This window comes from Bradyrhizobium sp. (assembly GCF_047605465.1).
GTDB lineage: Bacteria > Pseudomonadota > Alphaproteobacteria > Rhizobiales > Xanthobacteraceae > Bradyrhizobium.
The window spans coordinates 128,804-145,250 of record NZ_JASGFS010000010.1 but is presented as its reverse complement, the minus strand read 5'-3'; the positions used below and the strand labels follow the sequence as shown (position 1 = coordinate 145,250).

Here is a 16,447-nt window from a genome sequence, read left to right as displayed (position 1 = left end):
CCGGTGTCCTGCTCGGCACGCGCTTCTATGCGAGCCAGGAGGCCGATGGCGCCGACGAGGCCAAACGGCGCATCTGCGCGGCGAACAGCGGCTCGACCGTGCGTGGCATCATCTTCGATCTCTCCCGCAACAACGTGTGGCCGGCTCCGTTCACGGGACGCTGCCTGGTCAACGACCACGCCAGGCGCTGGATCGGTCGCGAGATCGAGTTGATGCAGAATGTCGCTGCAGTCGCCGCCGACTATGCGGATGCGAAGGCGGCCGGCAATTTCGATGTCGCCGCCGTGATCGCGGGCGAGGCGGTCGGCCTGATCCATGATATTCCACCGGCTGCCGAGATCGTCGAACGGATTGCAGCAGAGGCGGAGCAGCATCTCGACGGTCGGCGCAACTCCATCGCGTCTTCGACCTGAAGTAAAAAGAGAAACATGATGTGGCCTGACCGTCGACTGATCGACCTCTTCAAGACCGAATTCCCGATCGTGCTGGCGCCGATGGCCGGCGTGATGGATGCCGAACTGGTGATCGCGGCTGCGCAAGGCGGGGCGCTGGGCTCGCTGCCGAGCGCGATGCTCTCCGCGGAGAAGGCACGCGAGCAGGTCAACCTCATCCGCCAGCGCGTGAAGGCGCCGGTCAACATGAACTTCTTCTGCCACACGCCGGTCGACCTGGATGCAGCATCGGAAGCGCGCTGGAAGGCGCGACTGGCCGGCTATTACACCGAACATGGTCTCGATCCGGCGGCGCCGATCGACGCGGCGAACCGCGCCCCGTTCGATTCGGCGTTCTGTGAAGTCGTCGAGGACCTCAAGCCGGAGGTCGTGAGCTTCCATTTCGGTCTGCCGGAGCCGGCACTGCTCGAGCGCGTCAAGGCCGCCGGCTGCATCGTCATCTCGTCGGCCACCACCGTGAAGGAAGCGGTGTGGCTGGAAGAGCGCGGCGTCGATGTGGTCATTGCGCAGGGCGCCGAGGCGGGTGGACATCGCGCCATGTTCCTGACCGACAGGATCGCGGAGCAGCCCGGCACCTTCGCTCTGGTGCCGCAGGTCGTCGATGCCGTGAAGGTGCCGGTGATCGCCTGCGGCGGCATCGCCGACGGGCGTGGCATTGCCGCCGCGTTCGCGCTCGGCGCCTCCGGCGTGCAGATCGGCAGCGCGTATCTGCGCTGCCCCGAATCCAAGGTCACGCCCGGCGGCCGCAAGGCGCTTGCCGAGGCGCGCGACGATTCCACCGTCATCACCAACGTGATGACCGGCCGTCCGGCGCGCGGGGTCCAGAACCACCTGATGCGCGAGGTCGGCCCGGTTTCGCCGGATGCGCCGGCTTTCCCTCCTGCCGCGACGGCCCTTGCACCGCTGAAGGCGGCTGCCGAAAAGCAGGGCAGGGTGGATTTCACCAATCTGTGGGCCGGCCAGGCGATCGCCCTGGGCCGCGAGGTCCCCTCGGCCGAATTGACCCGCGATCTGGCCAGATCGGCGCTGGCCCGCCTCAAGGCGCTGGCCAACTAGGGCTCCCGGCGCCGGTTGCGGCGCAAAACCGGCCTCTGCTATACGGCATTTAGGTTTTGCCGGGAGAGGCCATATATAATGTCCGTCGACGCCGCTACCGTCCGCCGCATCGCGCATCTGGCGCGCATCGCGGTTTCCGAGGACGAAGTTCCGCATCTGCAAGGCGAGCTCAACGCCATGCTCGCCTTTGTCGAGCAACTTTCCGAGGTCGATGTCGAGGGCGTGGAGCCCATGACCTCGGTCACCCCGATGCAGATGAAGAAGCGGCTGGACGTGGTCAATGACGGCGAGATCGCCGACGATATCGTTGCCAACGCGCCTGCGACCGAAGGGCACTTCTTCCTTGTGCCCAAGGTCGTCGAGTAACTCCTGGGACGTGGTCCGATGTGCATGCTTTGCGACGATGAGAAGGCCTACCAGGCCTACATGAACTACCTCGACAAGATGGAGCGGCAGGGCAAGGCCGCCGATCCCAATGTCGCCGTCAATGCCGTGCTCGACGAACTCGAGGCCGCCGCGAATGCGACCGCCAAGAAAGACGACCCGGCCAACGACAAGACCCTGTCTCCGTTCTTCTGCAGCCCGATCAATAAATGACCGATTTGACATCGCTGACGCTCGCCGAGGCCCGCAAGGGTCTGGCGGCCAAGACATTCACGTCACTCGAACTGACCGACGCGCATCTGTCCGCGATCGAAGCCGCGCGCGTGCTCAACGCCTTCGTGATGGAGACGCCCGACCAGGCGCGCGCGATGGCGCGCGAGGCCGACGCCCGCATCGCCAAGGGGGACGCCGGCCCGCTCGCCGGCATCCCGCTCGGCATCAAGGATCTGTTCGCCACAAAGGGCACGCGCACCACGGCGTGCTCGAAGATCCTCGGCAATTTCGTGCCGACCTACGAGTCGACCGTCACCTCGCAGCTCTGGCGCGACGGCGCCGTGATGCTCGGCAAGCTCAACAATGACGAGTTCGCGATGGGCTCGGCGAACGAGACCTCGTGCTTCGGTCCCGTCGGCAATCCCTGGCGGCGCGACGGCAGCAACACGACGCTGGTGCCGGGTGGCTCGTCCGGCGGCTCGGCCTCGGCCGTGGCCGCGCTGCTCTGCATGGGCGCGACCGCGACCGATACCGGCGGCTCGATCCGCCAGCCGGCCGCGTTCACCGCCACCGTCGGCATCAAGCCGACCTATGGCCGCTGCTCGCGCTGGGGCATCGTCGCCTTCGCATCCTCGCTGGACCAGGCCGGTCCGATCGCGCGCAGCACGCGCGATGCGGCGATGCTGCTGCGCTCGATGGCCGGCCACGATCCGAAGGACACGACCTCGGTCGACATTCCCGTGCCGGATTACGAGGCCGCGATCGGCAAGTCCGTGAAGGGCATCAAGATCGGCATCCCCAAGGAGTATCGCCTCGACGGCATGCCGGCCGAGATCGAAAAACTCTGGAGCGAAGGCGCGGCCTGGCTGAAGGCGGCCGGCGCCGAGCTGGTCGAAGTATCGCTGCCGCACACGAAATACGCGCTGCCGGCCTATTACATCGTGGCGCCGGCGGAAGCGTCCTCGAACCTCGCGCGCTATGACGGCGTCCGCTACGGCCTGCGCGAGCAGGGCAGGAACATCATCGAGCTGTACGAGAACACCCGCGCCGAAGGTTTCGGAGCCGAGGTGCGCCGCCGCGTCATGATCGGCACCTATGTGCTCTCGGCCGGATATTACGACGCCTATTACCTGCGCGCCCAGAAGGTGCGCACGCTGATCAAGAAGGATTTCGAGGATTGCTTCGCCAAGGGCGTCAACGCGATCCTGACGCCGGCGACGCCGTCAGCCGCCTTCGGCATCGGCGAGAAGGGCGGTGCGGACCCGGTCGAGATGTATCTCAACGACATCTTCACGGTCACCGTGAACATGGCCGGCCTGCCCGGCATCGCCGTGCCCGCCGGCAAGGACACGCAGGGCCTGCCGCTCGGCCTGCAATTGATCGGTCGTCCCTTCGACGAGGAGACGCTGTTCTCGCTCGGCGAGGTGATCGAGCAGGCCGCCGGCCGCTTCACGCCCGAGAGGTGGTGGTGAATGTGGCGGCGTTCATCGCAAGCCTCGGCGGCGCGGCGCCCGCGCCGGACCTGAACGCGCCGCTCACCGGTCTGTGGTGGGCCGGCAAGGGCGACTGGGATCAGGCGCACCGGATCGTTCAGGACGACAACAGCCGCGACGCTGCCTGGGTGCATGCCTATCTGCACCGCGTCGAAGGCGATCTCGGCAATGCCGGCTACTGGTACCGCCAGGCCGGCCAGCCGGTGGCGAAGGAATCATTGGAGGCGGAGTGGGAGCGGATCGCTGCCACGCTGCTCGGGAGCAAGACATGAGCACGGCCACGCACAAGCTTCTCAAGGGCGCCACCGGTGACTGGGAGATGGTCATCGGCATGGAGGTCCACGCCCAGGTGACGTCGAACTCGAAGCTGTTCTCGGGCGCCTCGACCACGTTCGGCGGCGAGCCGAACAGCCACGTATCGCTGGTGGACGCCGCGATGCCGGGCATGCTGCCTGTGATCAACGAGGAATGCGTCAGGCAGGCTGTCCGGACCGGGCTCGGTCTCAACGCGCAGATCAATCTGCGCTCCGTGTTCGACCGCAAGAACTATTTCTATCCGGACTCGCCGCAGGGCTACCAGATCAGCCAGTACAAGTCGCCGATCGTCGGCGAGGGCGAGGTTGTCGTCGAACTGGACGGCGGTAAGACGGCCACGATCGGCATCGAGCGCCTGCACCTGGAACAGGATGCCGGCAAGCTGCTGCACGACCAGTCGCCGTCCATGTCCTTCGTCGACCTGAACCGCTGCGGCGTGGCGCTGATGGAGATCGTCTCCAAGCCCGACATCCGCGACGCCGAACAGGCCAAGGCCTATGTGACCAAGCTGCGCTCGATCCTGCGCTATCTCGGCACCTGCGACGGCGACATGGAAAAGGGAAGCCTGCGCGCCGACGTCAACGTCTCGGTGCGGAAGCCCGGCGCCCCGCTCGGCACCCGCTGCGAGATCAAGAACATGAACTCGATCAATTTCATCGGCCAGGCGATCGAGTACGAGGCGCGGCGCCAGATCGAGATTCTCGAGGACGGCGGCCAGATCGACCAGGAGACCCGTCTCTACGATCCCAACAAGGGCGAGACACGCTCGATGCGCTCCAAGGAAGAGGCGCACGACTACCGCTACTTCCCCGATCCGGATCTGTTGCCGCTCGAATTCACCCAGGCGTTCGTCGACGGGCTGAAAGCGGAGCTGCCGGAGCTCCCGGACCAGAAGAAGACGCGCTTCGTCGCTGATTTCGGCCTGTCTGCCTATGACGCGAACGTGCTGGTCGCCGAGCGCGAGAGCGCGGTGTTCTACGAAACCGTGCTCGACAAGCTCGGCAATCGCGCCCGCGACGGCAAGATGGCGGCGAACTGGGTGATCAACGAGCTGTTCGGCCGTCTCAACAAGGAGGGAGGCGACATCTCGGGCTCTCCCGTGTCGTCCGACCAGCTCGCCGCGATCGTCGATCTGATCGGCGAGGGAACGATCTCCGGCAAAATCGCGAAGGATCTGTTCGAGATCGTGTGGCAGGAAGGCGGCGATCCGCGCGCGCTCGTCGAAAGCCGCGGCATGAAGCAGGTGACCGACCTCTCGGCGATCGAGAAGGTGGTCGACGACATCATCGCGGCCAATCCGGACAAAGCCGCGCAGGTGAAGGACAAGCCGCAGTCGCTCGGCTGGTTCGTCGGCCAGGTGATGAAGGCGTCGGGCGGCAAGGCCAACCCGCAGAGCGTCAACGATCTCCTGAAGTCCAAGCTCGGCGTCTGACATCGAATGTCGCGCGAGGTGATCGGATGCACTCCGTCACCTCGCTTTCGGTTCGTGACGAGACGCTCGCGCGCGTCGTCGTCAAACTTCATCCGCTCGAAGGCGCGCAGCGCCACCGAATCGCCGTCACGCGATTCGCGCAAAACGGCGGCTTGAACACGCTCCGACGAGCGTTCGCGCCGTTAAGCATGAAAATATTTTCGTTGCCAAAAGTCGCGACTCAGAGTCCGCGAAACGCATTTGCGGGGTGGTCGCGCGACTGACGAGGCGCGTCATCGCTTCGATCGCGCGTCATGCATGCGTGCAGAAAAATACTTGCTGCATAGTGTTTTCCCGCAATCGCATCCGTCGCGAACGTCGTTGATGCGAGCGCTCTCCACATGTGCAGGCACACGCCGCGAAGCACGCTTGCCTCGCGTCCGCCAAGCGCAGGCGCGTTGCTGCGTCAACACTTCTTTAAGCGAGACGCTGTTTTTTTCGTCGTGTTGGTGTATTCGGGATGAGTGCATTCGATCCCCGAGTGCACGCAGCGATTAAAGCCATCTCACACATCGGAGGGCAACATGGCCAAGAAAGCGAAGAAGGCGAAGAAGGCGAAGAGCGCAGTGAAGAAGACTGCGAAGAAGACCCGCAAGGTCGCGAAGAAGAAGAAGTAACTTCGCTACTGAAGTTGCCGGCTCCTAAGAAGCCGGCACGTCATCAGCGCCTCTCAAAAGGTTCTGGTCGACGATAGAGGGTGTCGGCGAGACATCAGGTCAACGGTCGGATCGTTCATCTTGGCGGGTTCGCTCGCCAAGGTCAGGTCCGGCAGAAGAAACAAGTTTTCTTCGTTCGGTGCGGGGCCGGTCTCCGGTTCTGCAATTTCACGAGTGGCTTCGCGGCCGAAGTGGAATCTGGTCCTGACGTGTTCGCCGACGCCCTCGTTCCCTGAGGCCGGGGTATTGCCGGCATTCCTTTCCCGATATTTCTGATCCGACGGTGACCGCGCTGCGCCAGGGCAGGCGAGGGCATGACGTGACCGGCGTCCACGGCCATGCCGGTTCCCGGCGATGCGCACGCATCCGGTGCGAGCCAGGTCCGGTCTTTCAGGGCATCCGATCCGGCGCCGGAGGGGATCCCACGCGATGGCGCCCATGCGGGCCTTCCCGCGAAGCGGCTCGCGCCATCGCCCGCACCACGCGATCGCGGCCGTGCGCGATGGTTATCGTTGTCCGAAAATCCCACAGTAAACCAAATCTGACGAATCGCAGAAGTGCCCGCCAATCAGGGACTTTTCGCGTTTCCCGCACGCGCCTCGTGCGGCGGCGTTTACGGCCCCTTCATCGCGATACTTAAACTGCCATTCAAATTTGCCCGCCATCATCGCCTCAACAAGCCGGCAAACGGCGTTGGGATGAGTTGAACGGCGCGTGATCCCGGAGACAGGTTTCCGGCTTTCCGGGGAAATCATGCGCAAACCAGAGTTGGACGGGAGCCGCGCTCGGGGGACGAGCCGGCAAAAGAAAAAAGGGGATGCGTTATGTTTCAGGGTACTTTCGATCTGGAGACCGCGACGCCGATCGATGCGAGCGCGCTGTCGGACGTGCTGTTCGAGCGCGGGGTCTATTGGGCGAGCGGCCGTTCGGGCCTCGTCGACCTCGTCGCCGCGCACAAATGGTTCAATCTCGCCGCGATGAAGGGCCGCAAGGACGCCGTGGCGTTGCGCCAGGAAGTCGCCGGGCAGATGTCGGATGCCGAGATCTCGGCCGCGCAGCGCGAGGCGAGGGCGTGGGTTTCCGCTCACTGAGCCGGGACGCGCACACCAAGGTTTGTCACCGCCGACCTGATCGCGCTCGATCAAGATCGCTCCGCGTGCCGCCGCCTGGACCGGCGCGGCATGAGCGTCTTCGACGATCACGACCCATGGCTGTCGATTCGGATCGCGCCTGACGGATGCGGTCTGGAACTGTGACGGTTCGACGAGACGGGCATTCCTGCCCTTGAGCTCTCCATGCCGCCGCAGCTCCGGAGTAGGGGTCTCGTCTGGGCGGACGAGCCGGTGTTGCTGTCGCCTTAGATTGGCGAATCCGGCGATCCAGCCACGAACTGCGGACACACATATATAAGAGAGACGCGAATCGGCGCCGTGCGCGGACCCGGGATCCTCGGCCCCAGGCGTTTCCGGCCGGCCCATATCCGCTTTCAGGTGAAAGAACGCGCCGACCGCGATTCTGCCGCTTGCGGCCCGCCGCTGTGTCGGGCATACCGCGCATATTGGAGACGTGGCCGAGTGGCTGAAGGCGGCGGTTTGCTAAACCGAGCTGCTGATCAACCGGGACTCCTGCCTCAATTCCGTGTAGCGCGTTGACTCCTCGCGCAATTTCCAAGCCCGCTAAGCAAGCAATCCCGCTCCAATGGGACTCCTTTAGGGACTCTTGGCGCATCATGCCGTCACCGCCTTGGTGTCGATCTCGGCGGGACGAAGGCCAAACTTGGCGATCCGGGCCTCCTCGGGCGTCAGGAATTTGAGATAGATCTCGGTCGTCTTGATCGAGGCGTGGCCGAGCCGTTCCTTGAGGTCATAGATCGAGCGGCCGCTCTTCAGCCAGCGAACGGCGTGGAGGTGCCGGAGATCGTGGAACGTGAAGGTTCGAAAGCCGATGTCAGGCCAGTCCGGACCGCCCTCCTGCTCGAGCAGCTCATCGACGTTCGGCCGGGTCTTTGCGTCGGTCCCGTGGAAGGCGTCATACGCCCGCACGAACTCCGCCCGAACCAGGGCGGCAAAGTTGCTGGAGAGGTTGCGGTACGGATCGCCCTGGCCGTGCCAGAAGAGCCAGCGGCAGCCGAGCTTCGCCGGGATCGCCCGGAGGAGCTCGTACGCGCCCTCGTAGTCCACGTCGATCACTCGCAGCTTGTTTCCCTTGCCCACGACCGTCAGCTGGCGCCTGGGGTGATCCAGGCGGCTCCTGAGGGCCGTCACGAGCTCGGCCTGGCGGCAACCGGTCTTCACCGCGGCCTCGGTCAGCGCCGGAATGCGTCCGGACGCCCGCTGGACGATTCGCTGGACGTGCTCCAGCTCCGGGAGGACGATCGGGTCCCGACGCTCCTTGAGGCGCTTCAGGCGGGCCAGGAACGGGTTCTCGTCGGTTTCCAGGAATTCCATCACGCTGGAGCCGGCCGATAGGTCGCGGCGGATGGTGGCGGTCGTGACGCCAGCCGCGCGGCGGCCGAGGACGATGTTCTTGACCAGCTCCTTGTCGACCTCGTCGACGTACTTCTCGATCAGCCACGGTTCCATCTGACGGAGAGAGACGGCGTAGCGGGTCGCCGTGGACGCTCCGACCTCGTGGGTGATGTGGGTCTCGGCCCAGGAAGCCACGGCGTCGGTCCAGAGAACCCGGTCATCGCCATAGTAGGTCTGCGCCATCAGGCGCGCGATGTCTTCCTTGACCCGCTCGCGCCCAATCTCAACATCGCCTGTTCGTAGCGACCACCGCTTGAGCTTACCCTTGATCCTCTTTCGACCGTAGAGGATGTCACCGTGCCATTCCGTATTGGGCGGGGCTTTGCGCCTCCGGCCGCCTTTCGCGTTGCGCATTGTTGCCTCTCGAGCTCGCCGATCCAGCCGGTGAGCTTCATCAGGTTGAAGGTCCACTGGCCGCGGATCTTGACGACACCGGGAATTTCCCCGGCCTCGCACATCTGCTGGACGACGCGGACGTCTTTGCCGATCAGCGGCAGCGCCACGTTCATGTTGACTCGCTCGTGCTCGCGGAGGAACTGCTGGAGGTCCATTTATGCACAGCCTCCCGTCCGCCCTGCGGGGGTCGCGGGCCGGCCCTCCGACGCTCGGCCTTCGAGCCGGGCGGCGGCGCTGAGCAACTTCCGGCGCACCCGGTGGAGCTGCTCGGCGTTCGCCGGCGGACAGCGGCAGAGCTTCATCTCGATCGCCGCGGCCGAGACGCGGCACATCTCGATGAAGCGGACCTGAAGGCCGACCTGGGTGATTTTTGCGGCCGGCGTCATCACAGGATGAACCCCATCTTGCAGCGCGCGCAGTACCCCGAGACGTCGTCGACAAAGAGCAGAACGCACGCTGCCGGCGGCGAGGAGGCTCTGCAGGTTTGGACGCCGACCAGGCCGGAGGTTCGCGCCGGAGGCGGAATTTCGTCGGCATCATCCTCGCATGCCGAGCAAAGCGGCGGATCCAGCGCGACCCAGCAGCAAGGGCCCGGACAGGCATTGTCGTCGGTGCAGCCGCAGACGCTGCAGGCCATTCCCGCGGTGCGCGGGCGCATGATCAGATCGTCGACGGCGTCGCAGCGCATGCGCTCCTCCCATTGAGACGATCAAGCTCGCCCGCCCGGTAGCCGACCAGGTAGGAGAGGACATCGCGATCGCCGTCGAAGATCCGAGCCAGGATCTCGCTGGGTCCGACGCGGAGGGGGCGACCGCCGGCAGCGTCGAGGCGGCCGAGCTCCCAGGCATCGCCATCGAAAGCGGTGGAGCGGGGAAGAGGATTCGATACCTTCACCTCCGGCGTGGGTAGCGCCGGCGCTCTCTCTTGAGCTATCCCCGCAGAAATGGTCATGACATCCGCCTCACGATGCTGGCGGCTTCCGAGACCTCCCCGGAGCGCAGGGGATGCGCGATTGCGCCCGCAATCGTCGCGGTCTGCAAGCCCTTCATGATCTCGACCAAGATCTCAGCGTCATCGGGCAACTGGCGCAGCATCCATTGCACCTGCGACTTCGGCGCGGTGAGCAGCGCGACGCGACCACCTCTCGCCTGGAAAAGGATGCGCACCGTCTTCACGGCGCCAGGCCGGATCAGCTTGGCGGCCACTTTGGGCGCCACAATGTGCATTTCACTCATCGAGACCCCGCGTCAGGCTGCCGTCGATCAGGGGAAAAGCGGTGGTGACGAAGTCCGGCCGGACTCGTCGAGGCCCGTCGTTCGTTGGGGATTCGCGATCGACGCGGACCACCGGCAGGATCAGCACCGCGCCGGGTGCCTCGCGCGGCGTGTGCGCGGGATAGATCTCAGGAAATCGGATGATGCGCGCGGTCATCGTGGCAGCACCCGAACGCCCTTCGGCGCCTTGATATCGATCAGCTTGAGCCAGTGCTCGAGGCGGGATTTCGCGACGATCTGGTTCGGCGCCTCTGGCAGACCGGGGACCAGCAGCGTATCGCTGCCCTCGATCTTGATCGGGCGGCCGCCCTGCAGGCGCGTGCGATAGCCGTGGCGCGCGACGCCGGCGATATATTCGCGCAGCTCGGCCTCCGGACCGCGCGCGATCACGAGGGCGCCGTCGGGCACGCGCAGGCCGAATTCGATCTGGCCGCTGGCAAAGCAGTAGGCGCGGACGGTGCGGCTCATCGCTGCACCTCGAAAGGTGCGGAAAAGTCCTCAACTTCTACGAAGACGCAATTGGCCGGGTTCGACCGCAGGTGGTAGCGTTCCCGTGGGGGGAATGGGTAATGAGCGACTTTGAGAAAACGGCCCGGCTGATCGGCGACTATCTCAGCGGACTGGATCCGACCGTGGTCTACGGCATCATGGGAGGCGGCGTTCTGCTCTTCCTGGTGGCGCTTCTCGTCGCCGCATCTCGGCGCAAAACAGTGCCTGATCCCGTGCTGCAAGCCTTGGACGAAGCGGCGCCGCTCGGCCCCGCGCCACCGCAGCCGCCGCCCCCCGTGCCGCCGCCGCATGCTCCGACACTGCGCGACCGCATGATCGCTGAGATGACCGAAACGAGTAGCCTCAATGGCTTCGGCGGCTTCTGCGTCGCGCTGATGATCCTGAATTGGATCATCGCAGCACTCGTGTTCCTCGCAGCAGCCAGCGCGCCGCAACAGGCTGTGGCCGCACTGATCTGGATCGGCGGCAACACGTTCTTCGGACTGGCCGCGTTGCTCAACCGCGAGCGAAAATACCGGGTTTACAAGCCACTTCAGTGAGCTCACGACTGCACCTCGAGGGGTGCAGGCACGAGTTCGGGGCCAGCGGAGTGCGCGCCTGCTTCCGCGCGGTCGCGTAGCTCGCGGCGTGCCCGAATGGCGTCGAGGTGAGCGCTCCACTGGAGGCTCACCATCTCATGCTCGGCCTGCGCCGTTTCGGCGAAGGATGATGCATCCCTGACCGCCCTTGCCCGATCCTTGGAGCGGCGTCCCGTCAGCGCGGGTCGGAGCAAAGAGCAAATGTGCTCCAGGCGGAAGCGCAGAGCGCCGACGGCGCCGGCGTAGTCGAAGGAGACATCGCCGGTTCGGTCGACCTCGAGATACCGCGCCAAAGGTTCCGGAAATGCGGCATCCTCATTGCCGCAATGACCGAGCGCGAGCGCGCGACGCTCTTCATAACGAAGCGTCTTGAAGGCCTCGCGGCGCCGCTCTCGATCGAGCGCGCGAATGTCGTCGATGGTCGGGACCTGTCGCATGGCTACCCCTCATGCGGTTTGAAAAGACGCGCGGGCCGGTTTTCCGGATCGAACCCAGGGCTGCTGGGACCGACCCGCGCGTGTGGCCGAACGCGAACGAAGTCACCGGCCAAGTCTCGGACGAATGTGACCAGCTCTCACCAGATCGCCGGCCGCCCGACTCAACCGATCGGACGGGTCAACCCTATCCCGAAAATCGGGAAGGTCAAGAATATTTGTCCCGAAAATCGGGATCACAAGGTGTTCGATTAAGGTTGCGGAGCGCTCCCGCTATTCAGTTCGAAAAATCCGAGCAATTCTTGATCGTCTAAAACCAAGAAAATGCGCGAGTGGAGTAGCGTTGGAGTGACTAAGGGTGAGGTGCAGGGCTGGCATTGGCGCTTGGCAATGCAGGTCGCGGCGCAGATCCCGCCTGATGAGGCGGATGCGTGGCTTGTCGTGGATTGTATCGAGGAGCTGTTGAGGCTGAGTTTTTCGCCGCCTCTATCGCCGCCTCCCTCACGAGAGGGTCAACTGGTGCGCTTCCCAGGATCCATGAGGCCCAGCCGGCGCAGTACATCGAGTGGCAGCGCGTCCGGTTTCCCGAAGTAAAGGTAATCCAAAGTCATGCCGGGGATGCGTTGCACGATGCGCGTGGCGACATCAATCGACAGTCGTGAGCCGTTCTCCGCCGGATTGTAGGTGGTTACGGGAAGACCGAGAAACGCCGCGAAAGAGGCGTTCGTCTGGTAGCCGTAGGCTGCGCGCAGGCCTTTGAGGCGCTCCGCCTGCCCGGGGTTCGCCTCGACGCGTTGCGCTCGAGGCGCGGCTTCAACCTTCTTTCCCATAAGTGGGGAAAGTGTCGCGGGCACGGATTCGGGGCTATCAAGCATTTCCGTCGATTTGCCTTTCTCGATAATCGAGATAAACGTGGGATATGCCGAATCCCGAATCGAATCGACCAAGGCGGCTCAACACAGCCCCCGAAGTGATCGCCGCCTTAGGGCAGGAGCAGGTCTGCTTGCTGACCGGCAAGAGCTACAAGCGTGTCTGGCAATGGGGCGCTGATGGCGCGTTTCCGCCGCGCTACTTTCTAACGATGATGTGCGCGCTCGCTGCCCGAGGCTACACGGCACCTGCCGCGCTTTGGCGGCAAGAAATCCCGCGCAATAAGGAGGCGCTGCTGTGGGTGCTCGCCCGCAAGTTGAGTGCGGCGTGATTGAATCGCGGTGGTTCATGGGCGGAGTCATCACGCCGCTCCGCATAGAGTCGAATCCGCTGCAAGGCCTTTCAACGTCACAGAAGGCCTGTGGATAAGTTTTTCTGCGTTTCTAGCGTTTTGTTGCGTTCGCGTCCCTTTCCCTCCAAGTGGCTGAGGCCGCAATGAATCTTCTGCGCGAACGCGGCGGGAAACGCCTCGAATTGAACCAGGCCGAGCTCGACGAGCTTGTCGATGGCATGACCGTGGTGGATCCGGGGGGCGAGGGCGGCCTCGAGCGATTGCGCGCTGACATGCGGCTGCGGATCGCGGAGATCGACCGGACAGGCGGGGGCGAGAGCGGGATCTTCACCAGGCGCCGGCTGCTTGGCGAACTGCTCGCCGGGGCGGCCGCTGGCGCCGCATTTTTCATCGGGGTCAGGAAAGCATGCGCGGCGGCGCCGAGCGCATCCGGTTTGCGGATGACACCAATAACGCTCCAATTTCGGTCAATAAGTCGAGAGGAGCGTGATAGGTCAATTGAAGTCCGTTACTCGATCTCAAAACGAGATGAGCTCCGTCCCGCGTCTCGGGACTTTCAACGGCCGCGTCCAGCAGGGGAAGCACCGTCAAATCCTGCGGTGACTTCGTTATATTCGCTTGAACCCGCGCGACCGTTGCGAGGGCTGCCATGATCGTCGCGGCTCCTCTCGCATCCATCTCCATCGTTGCCCGTTCGGCTTCGATTTCGCCGTCAATCTCGATCACGCCCTGGTCCGTGATGCGCAGATTGGTCGGGTTTTCCAGTTTGATCCGTCTCATTCCGTTCTCCGTGAGGTGCTTCAGACACACCCACGAGAGCGCGCGGTCGGCCGAGTCGCAAGGCCTGGCCGGCCGCGCTGTTTCCTGCGTTTCGTTGCGTCCCTTTCCCTCCAAGTGGCTGAGGCCGCAATGAATCTCCTGCGCGATCACTGGCGGCGCTCTGCCTTGCGCCAATATTTCGAGGGGCTCGACCCGGTCGATCGTGCGACCTGGCTGATCGGGGTCGCCCTGGCGTTCGCCGCGGCCTTGAGCTTGGACGCGATCGCGCGCGCCTGGTCCGTCAACCTCGACACGCCCAGCTTTACCGCGCCGCCTTTCGACATGCGCGTTGCGGAGGTCGGGCGGTGAGGGCGGAGGCATCGGATCGACCAGCTTTCGTCGTCGAAGCCTTCGGCTCGAAGCCGCTTCGGCCCTACCAGACCTTCCAGATGCGGCAACGCCGCGCAGGCGCCGGCTGGTACGCCGTCACCCTTCAGGTCTCGCACCGCGGGCGCCCGCTGTGGGCGGGCGGCGATCGCCCCAGGTCCGCGACGATCGCGCGCGCGCAAGCCACCATCACCGACGCTTCTGCGGGGAGCGCTAAGGAAATGCGCGAGCCGCTAGCCAAGACACGTGCTTCCGGAAGGTGGAAGTCTGCTATCCTCATGCGCCGGAGGATGTTTGATGCCACTCGCGCCAGAAGATCTGAAATTCGCGGTCGACGATGCTCGTCGCCGTCACGCCGCGGTAGTCGATTTGATCGCTGCGAGCGACCGTCAGTCGCTGGGCTTTCTGCAATTGTATGTCGCGCTTGCGGGCGGCGCTTTCTCCGGCGCAGCGGCAATCCTACTGCCGACCGTAGGCACGATGCCACGTCCGCTCGGTTTCGGGCTATTGGGCTTCGCGCTGCCGCTGACGGTCGGCGCTGTGCTCTGCATGATCGCGGTCTGGCCCAGCAACATCAACCTTCCGGGCCGCACTCCCAATTTCTGGATTTGGGCGCTCCGGCACGAAGCGGAGGAAGTCTATCTCGCCTATCTGGACAATCTGCAGGTCAAGGAGAAGCAGAACTCCGACCTCAATCGGAAGCAGGGACGGTACATGCTCGCCGCCAAGATCGCAGGCGTGGCCGCGCCGATCGCGGGCGTGCTTGTGGGCACGGCCGCGATTTTGGCGAACTGGTAGAGGCTACCGGAAGACCGGCGGCGGCGTCTGAGTTCGTCGGTTGTCTGTGTCCTCCGGAGGCGGCTCGCGCGGGGGCGGCGGAGGGGGCTGATCCTTGTCGTCGCCAAACATCCAAACGCTCATCGAACAAATCTCCATTGGTCTTGGCAGTGGGGATTTCAGGCGCGCGCCTCGACGGCGAATCGGGCGCGCGCCGCCATCTTAGCGGAGCACCGCGATGACCCGCGAGGAGGCTCTGAAGGACTTCAACCGCAAACGCCTGGCTGCCATGGACCGCGTGCGGCGCGACACGCTGCTTTCGGCCTCGTTCCGGGCCGTGGGCGGCGAGTTGTTCGCCAAGGTCGATTTCGACACCGGCGACGCCTATCCGTCGATCGAGCATCTCGAGGAGAAGCTCGGGCTGTCGCCGCGCACGGTGAAAATGGCGGTGAAAGCGCTCCAGGAACGGGGCTACTTCACCGTGGTCAAACGGGGCCGTTGCAACCGCTACGTCCCGATCTACGAGCCCGTCGCAAAGGTGCAAATTTTGCACCTATCGGAGGATCAACAGGGGCAGAATTTGCACCTATTGGAGGCCGACAGGTGCAAAAACCGTCCGGAACAGGTGCAAAAAGCGTCACCCGATAGGTGCAAAAAAGGACCCCCTACTTCTCTTAGGACTCCTCTCGACACTTCTGGGCGCGCGGCGGCAGGGGCCGTCGGCGCTGCGCCTGACGGCGCCGCCGGCCCATCGTTCGACCTCGGCATTCCCGGCGTGGCGCTCAGGCGCAGGCTGGGCGATGCGGTGTTCCGGAGCTGGCTCGGCAAGGTCGCCGTGGTCTCGATCGGCACCGACGAGCTCGTACTGCAGGCGCCGTCCCGGTTCGTCGCATCCTACATCCAGAACAACTTCGCCGAGGCCGTGCTCGCGGCCTGGCGGGTCGGAAGCCCGTCGCTGGTGCAGCTTCGCGTCGTTGTCGAGCACCAAGCCGGCGCCGAGGCGGCTGCGACGGGCGAGGAGACGCCTCGTCGCGCCGACGAAAATCCCGATGCGCGCTGGTTGATCGAGATCGGCATCGGGCTCGTCGCCGACCAGCTCGGCGTCAAACAGGATCGCGCGGCCGAGGAAATCACTGACTGGATGGGACGCTGCCGCAACGATCCGGGCGCGTTGCGACAGATCATCGTTAGCGCGGCCCGGTTCGATCTGCGCGGCGATCGCTTCCGCAGCAAGGTCAAGCAGGACGCGCGGTCGTTCCATCAGGGCGAACTCAAATTCGGTCCCGAGGACCGTCTGAAGAAGCGGAGCGCATCATGACCGAGCACGAAACCGAAGGCGTTGTGGTGCCACCTCTGGGCGCGGCGAAAGCGGAGAGCTTCGCCGGCCGCGTGCGCATCGGCCATCAAATCGAAAGCCTGCGCGCACTGTACTGCAAGATGGGAACGCTCGAGCAGACGATCCTCGGGGCCCTCGACGAGCTGCGGCGCCTGAAGGTTGAGACCGCCGCGATCGCCGACGCTCTGGCGAAGGAGCGGAGCTAA

23 protein-coding genes, 1 tRNA gene and 1 pseudogene are annotated in these 16,447 nt (G+C 64.6%); 16 read left to right on the top strand and 9 right to left on the bottom strand.

The features are described 5' to 3' along the window. From QM712_RS12360 to QM712_RS12320, 9 genes and pseudogenes are all read left to right on the top strand, one after another. Positions 1 to 413: pseudogene (locus tag QM712_RS12360) on the top strand (nitronate monooxygenase); the annotation flags it as partial. 18 nt (positions 414 to 431) lie between these two features. Further along, positions 432 to 1,508 (top strand): NAD(P)H-dependent flavin oxidoreductase, encoded by a 1,077-nt coding sequence (locus QM712_RS12355; RefSeq protein ID WP_415023378.1) that lies wholly within the window; start codon positions 432 to 434, stop codon positions 1,506 to 1,508. A gap of 78 nt (positions 1,509 to 1,586) precedes the next feature. Then, positions 1,587 to 1,874: an Asp-tRNA(Asn)/Glu-tRNA(Gln) amidotransferase subunit GatC gene (gene gatC, locus QM712_RS12350; protein ID WP_415023372.1), complete on the top strand. Its 288-nt coding sequence runs from the start codon at positions 1,587 to 1,589 to the stop codon at positions 1,872 to 1,874. Between the two features lie 18 nt (positions 1,875 to 1,892). Continuing rightward, complete coding sequence (locus tag QM712_RS12345; RefSeq protein WP_415023371.1) at positions 1,893 to 2,105, top strand: hypothetical protein; 213 nt, start codon at positions 1,893 to 1,895, stop codon at positions 2,103 to 2,105. Continuing rightward, positions 2,102 to 3,577 (top strand): Asp-tRNA(Asn)/Glu-tRNA(Gln) amidotransferase subunit GatA, encoded by a 1,476-nt coding sequence (gatA, locus tag QM712_RS12340; protein WP_415023370.1) that lies wholly within the window; start codon positions 2,102 to 2,104, stop codon positions 3,575 to 3,577. Before QM712_RS12345 ends, gatA begins: the two co-directional genes overlap by 4 nt. Further along, on the top strand, positions 3,568 to 3,870 hold the full coding sequence (locus tag QM712_RS12335; protein WP_415023369.1) for a hypothetical protein: 303 nt from the start codon (positions 3,568 to 3,570) through the stop codon (positions 3,868 to 3,870). Before gatA ends, QM712_RS12335 begins: the two co-directional genes overlap by 10 nt. Then, positions 3,867 to 5,345 carry an Asp-tRNA(Asn)/Glu-tRNA(Gln) amidotransferase subunit GatB gene (gene gatB, locus QM712_RS12330; protein ID WP_415023368.1) on the top strand — a complete coding sequence of 493 codons (1,479 nt, stop codon included), beginning with the start codon at positions 3,867 to 3,869 and terminating at the stop codon, positions 5,343 to 5,345. The genes QM712_RS12335 and gatB overlap by 4 nt, the downstream gene beginning before the upstream one ends. Positions 5,346 to 5,371: 26 nt before the next feature. Further along, positions 5,372 to 5,608, top strand: coding sequence for a hypothetical protein (locus tag QM712_RS12325; RefSeq protein WP_415023367.1), 237 nt, complete (start codon positions 5,372 to 5,374; stop codon positions 5,606 to 5,608). Positions 5,609 to 6,864: 1,256 nt separating this feature from the next. Next, positions 6,865 to 7,131: a hypothetical protein gene (locus tag QM712_RS12320; protein ID WP_415023366.1), complete on the top strand. Its 267-nt coding sequence runs from the start codon at positions 6,865 to 6,867 to the stop codon at positions 7,129 to 7,131. Positions 7,132 to 7,767: 636 nt separating this feature from the next. On the opposite strand, the gene QM712_RS12315 is transcribed toward QM712_RS12320, so the two are convergent. After that, positions 7,768 to 8,922: a tyrosine-type recombinase/integrase gene (locus QM712_RS12315; RefSeq protein ID WP_415023365.1), complete on the bottom strand. Its 1,155-nt coding sequence runs from the start codon at positions 8,920 to 8,922 to the stop codon at positions 7,768 to 7,770. Here QM712_RS12315 and QM712_RS12310 point away from each other — a divergent pair. Further along, entirely contained in the window at positions 8,922 to 9,668 is a 747-nt protein-coding gene (locus QM712_RS12310; RefSeq protein ID WP_415023364.1) for a hypothetical protein, read from the top strand. The two genes, QM712_RS12315 and QM712_RS12310, sit on opposite strands and share 1 nt — an antisense overlap. 159 nt (positions 9,669 to 9,827) lie before the next feature. On the opposite strand, the gene QM712_RS12305 is transcribed toward QM712_RS12310, so the two are convergent. The 4 genes from QM712_RS12305 to QM712_RS12290 form a co-directional block, all read right to left on the bottom strand. After that, positions 9,828 to 9,903: transfer RNA gene (locus tag QM712_RS12305), tRNA-Gly, on the bottom strand. Between the two features lie 8 nt (positions 9,904 to 9,911). Next, positions 9,912 to 10,199 carry a hypothetical protein gene (locus QM712_RS12300; RefSeq protein WP_415023363.1) on the bottom strand — a complete coding sequence of 96 codons (288 nt, stop codon included), beginning with the start codon at positions 10,197 to 10,199 and terminating at the stop codon, positions 9,912 to 9,914. After that, a complete protein-coding gene (locus tag QM712_RS12295) occupies positions 10,192 to 10,395 on the bottom strand; it encodes a hypothetical protein (RefSeq protein ID WP_415023362.1) in 204 nt (67 codons plus the stop codon). The genes QM712_RS12300 and QM712_RS12295 overlap by 8 nt, the downstream gene beginning before the upstream one ends. Continuing rightward, a complete protein-coding gene (locus QM712_RS12290; protein ID WP_415023361.1) occupies positions 10,392 to 10,706 on the bottom strand; it encodes a host nuclease inhibitor protein in 315 nt (104 codons plus the stop codon). The genes QM712_RS12295 and QM712_RS12290 overlap by 4 nt, the downstream gene beginning before the upstream one ends. A gap of 101 nt (positions 10,707 to 10,807) precedes the next feature. On the opposite strand from QM712_RS12290, the gene QM712_RS12285 reads away from it, so the two are divergent. After that, complete coding sequence (locus tag QM712_RS12285) at positions 10,808 to 11,287, top strand: hypothetical protein (RefSeq protein WP_415023360.1); 480 nt, start codon at positions 10,808 to 10,810, stop codon at positions 11,285 to 11,287. Between the two features lie 2 nt (positions 11,288 to 11,289). Here the strand turns inward: QM712_RS12285 and QM712_RS12280 are convergent, their stop codons facing one another. Together QM712_RS12280 and QM712_RS12275 are read right to left on the bottom strand one after the other, a co-directional pair. Next, positions 11,290 to 11,763 carry a hypothetical protein gene (locus QM712_RS12280; protein ID WP_415023359.1) on the bottom strand — a complete coding sequence of 158 codons (474 nt, stop codon included), beginning with the start codon at positions 11,761 to 11,763 and terminating at the stop codon, positions 11,290 to 11,292. 509 nt (positions 11,764 to 12,272) lie between these two features. Further along, a complete protein-coding gene (locus tag QM712_RS12275) occupies positions 12,273 to 12,707 on the bottom strand; it encodes a hypothetical protein (protein ID WP_415023358.1) in 435 nt (144 codons plus the stop codon). 56 nt (positions 12,708 to 12,763) lie between these two features. Between QM712_RS12275 and QM712_RS12270 the strand changes: the two genes are divergently transcribed. Then, positions 12,764 to 12,961 (top strand): hypothetical protein, encoded by a 198-nt coding sequence (locus tag QM712_RS12270; protein WP_415023357.1) that lies wholly within the window; start codon positions 12,764 to 12,766, stop codon positions 12,959 to 12,961. 77 nt (positions 12,962 to 13,038) lie between these two features. On the opposite strand, the gene QM712_RS12265 is transcribed toward QM712_RS12270, so the two are convergent. Together QM712_RS12265 and QM712_RS12260 are read right to left on the bottom strand one after the other, a co-directional pair. After that, entirely contained in the window at positions 13,039 to 13,443 is a 405-nt protein-coding gene (locus QM712_RS12265) for a hypothetical protein (RefSeq protein ID WP_415023356.1), read from the bottom strand. Further along, positions 13,379 to 13,762 carry a hypothetical protein gene (locus QM712_RS12260; protein WP_415023355.1) on the bottom strand — a complete coding sequence of 128 codons (384 nt, stop codon included), beginning with the start codon at positions 13,760 to 13,762 and terminating at the stop codon, positions 13,379 to 13,381. Before QM712_RS12260 ends, QM712_RS12265 begins: the two co-directional genes overlap by 65 nt. A 129-nt stretch (positions 13,763 to 13,891) precedes the next feature. On the opposite strand from QM712_RS12260, the gene QM712_RS12255 reads away from it, so the two are divergent. From QM712_RS12255 to QM712_RS12240, 4 genes are all read left to right on the top strand, one after another. Continuing rightward, positions 13,892 to 14,110 carry a hypothetical protein gene (locus tag QM712_RS12255; protein WP_415023354.1) on the top strand — a complete coding sequence of 73 codons (219 nt, stop codon included), beginning with the start codon at positions 13,892 to 13,894 and terminating at the stop codon, positions 14,108 to 14,110. A 315-nt stretch (positions 14,111 to 14,425) separates the two neighbouring features. Next, complete coding sequence (locus QM712_RS12250) at positions 14,426 to 14,926, top strand: hypothetical protein (protein WP_415023353.1); 501 nt, start codon at positions 14,426 to 14,428, stop codon at positions 14,924 to 14,926. 217 nt (positions 14,927 to 15,143) lie between these two features. After that, positions 15,144 to 16,223 (top strand): DnaA N-terminal domain-containing protein, encoded by a 1,080-nt coding sequence (locus QM712_RS12245; protein WP_415023352.1) that lies wholly within the window; start codon positions 15,144 to 15,146, stop codon positions 16,221 to 16,223. Next, positions 16,220 to 16,447, top strand: coding sequence for a hypothetical protein (locus tag QM712_RS12240; protein ID WP_415023351.1), 228 nt, complete (start codon positions 16,220 to 16,222; stop codon positions 16,445 to 16,447). Before QM712_RS12245 ends, QM712_RS12240 begins: the two co-directional genes overlap by 4 nt.

Coding starts and splice junctions, on each gene's coding strand:
- gatB (WP_415023368.1), top strand. CDS start 3,867: ATGAGCACGGCCACGCACAAGCTTCTCAAGGGCGCCACCGGTGACTGG.
- QM712_RS12300 (WP_415023363.1), bottom strand. CDS start 10,199: ATGAGTGAAATGCACATTGTGGCGCCCAAAGTGGCCGCCAAGCTGATC.
- QM712_RS12240 (WP_415023351.1), top strand. CDS start 16,220: ATGACCGAGCACGAAACCGAAGGCGTTGTGGTGCCACCTCTGGGCGCG.
- QM712_RS12355 (WP_415023378.1), top strand. CDS start 432: ATGTGGCCTGACCGTCGACTGATCGACCTCTTCAAGACCGAATTCCCG.
- QM712_RS12320 (WP_415023366.1), top strand. CDS start 6,865: ATGTTTCAGGGTACTTTCGATCTGGAGACCGCGACGCCGATCGATGCG.
- QM712_RS12250 (WP_415023353.1), top strand. CDS start 14,426: ATGCCACTCGCGCCAGAAGATCTGAAATTCGCGGTCGACGATGCTCGT.
- QM712_RS12315 (WP_415023365.1), bottom strand. CDS start 8,922: ATGCGCAACGCGAAAGGCGGCCGGAGGCGCAAAGCCCCGCCCAATACG.
- QM712_RS12290 (WP_415023361.1), bottom strand. CDS start 10,706: ATGAGCCGCACCGTCCGCGCCTACTGCTTTGCCAGCGGCCAGATCGAA.
- QM712_RS12280 (WP_415023359.1), bottom strand. CDS start 11,763: ATGCGACAGGTCCCGACCATCGACGACATTCGCGCGCTCGATCGAGAG.
- QM712_RS12260 (WP_415023355.1), bottom strand. CDS start 13,762: ATGAGACGGATCAAACTGGAAAACCCGACCAATCTGCGCATCACGGAC.
- gatC (WP_415023372.1), top strand. CDS start 1,587: ATGTCCGTCGACGCCGCTACCGTCCGCCGCATCGCGCATCTGGCGCGC.
- gatA (WP_415023370.1), top strand. CDS start 2,102: ATGACCGATTTGACATCGCTGACGCTCGCCGAGGCCCGCAAGGGTCTG.
- QM712_RS12255 (WP_415023354.1), top strand. CDS start 13,892: ATGAATCTCCTGCGCGATCACTGGCGGCGCTCTGCCTTGCGCCAATAT.
- QM712_RS12325 (WP_415023367.1), top strand. CDS start 5,372: ATGCACTCCGTCACCTCGCTTTCGGTTCGTGACGAGACGCTCGCGCGC.
- QM712_RS12285 (WP_415023360.1), top strand. CDS start 10,808: ATGAGCGACTTTGAGAAAACGGCCCGGCTGATCGGCGACTATCTCAGC.
- QM712_RS12345 (WP_415023371.1), top strand. CDS start 1,893: ATGTGCATGCTTTGCGACGATGAGAAGGCCTACCAGGCCTACATGAAC.
- QM712_RS12245 (WP_415023352.1), top strand. CDS start 15,144: ATGACCCGCGAGGAGGCTCTGAAGGACTTCAACCGCAAACGCCTGGCT.
- QM712_RS12295 (WP_415023362.1), bottom strand. CDS start 10,395: ATGACCGCGCGCATCATCCGATTTCCTGAGATCTATCCCGCGCACACG.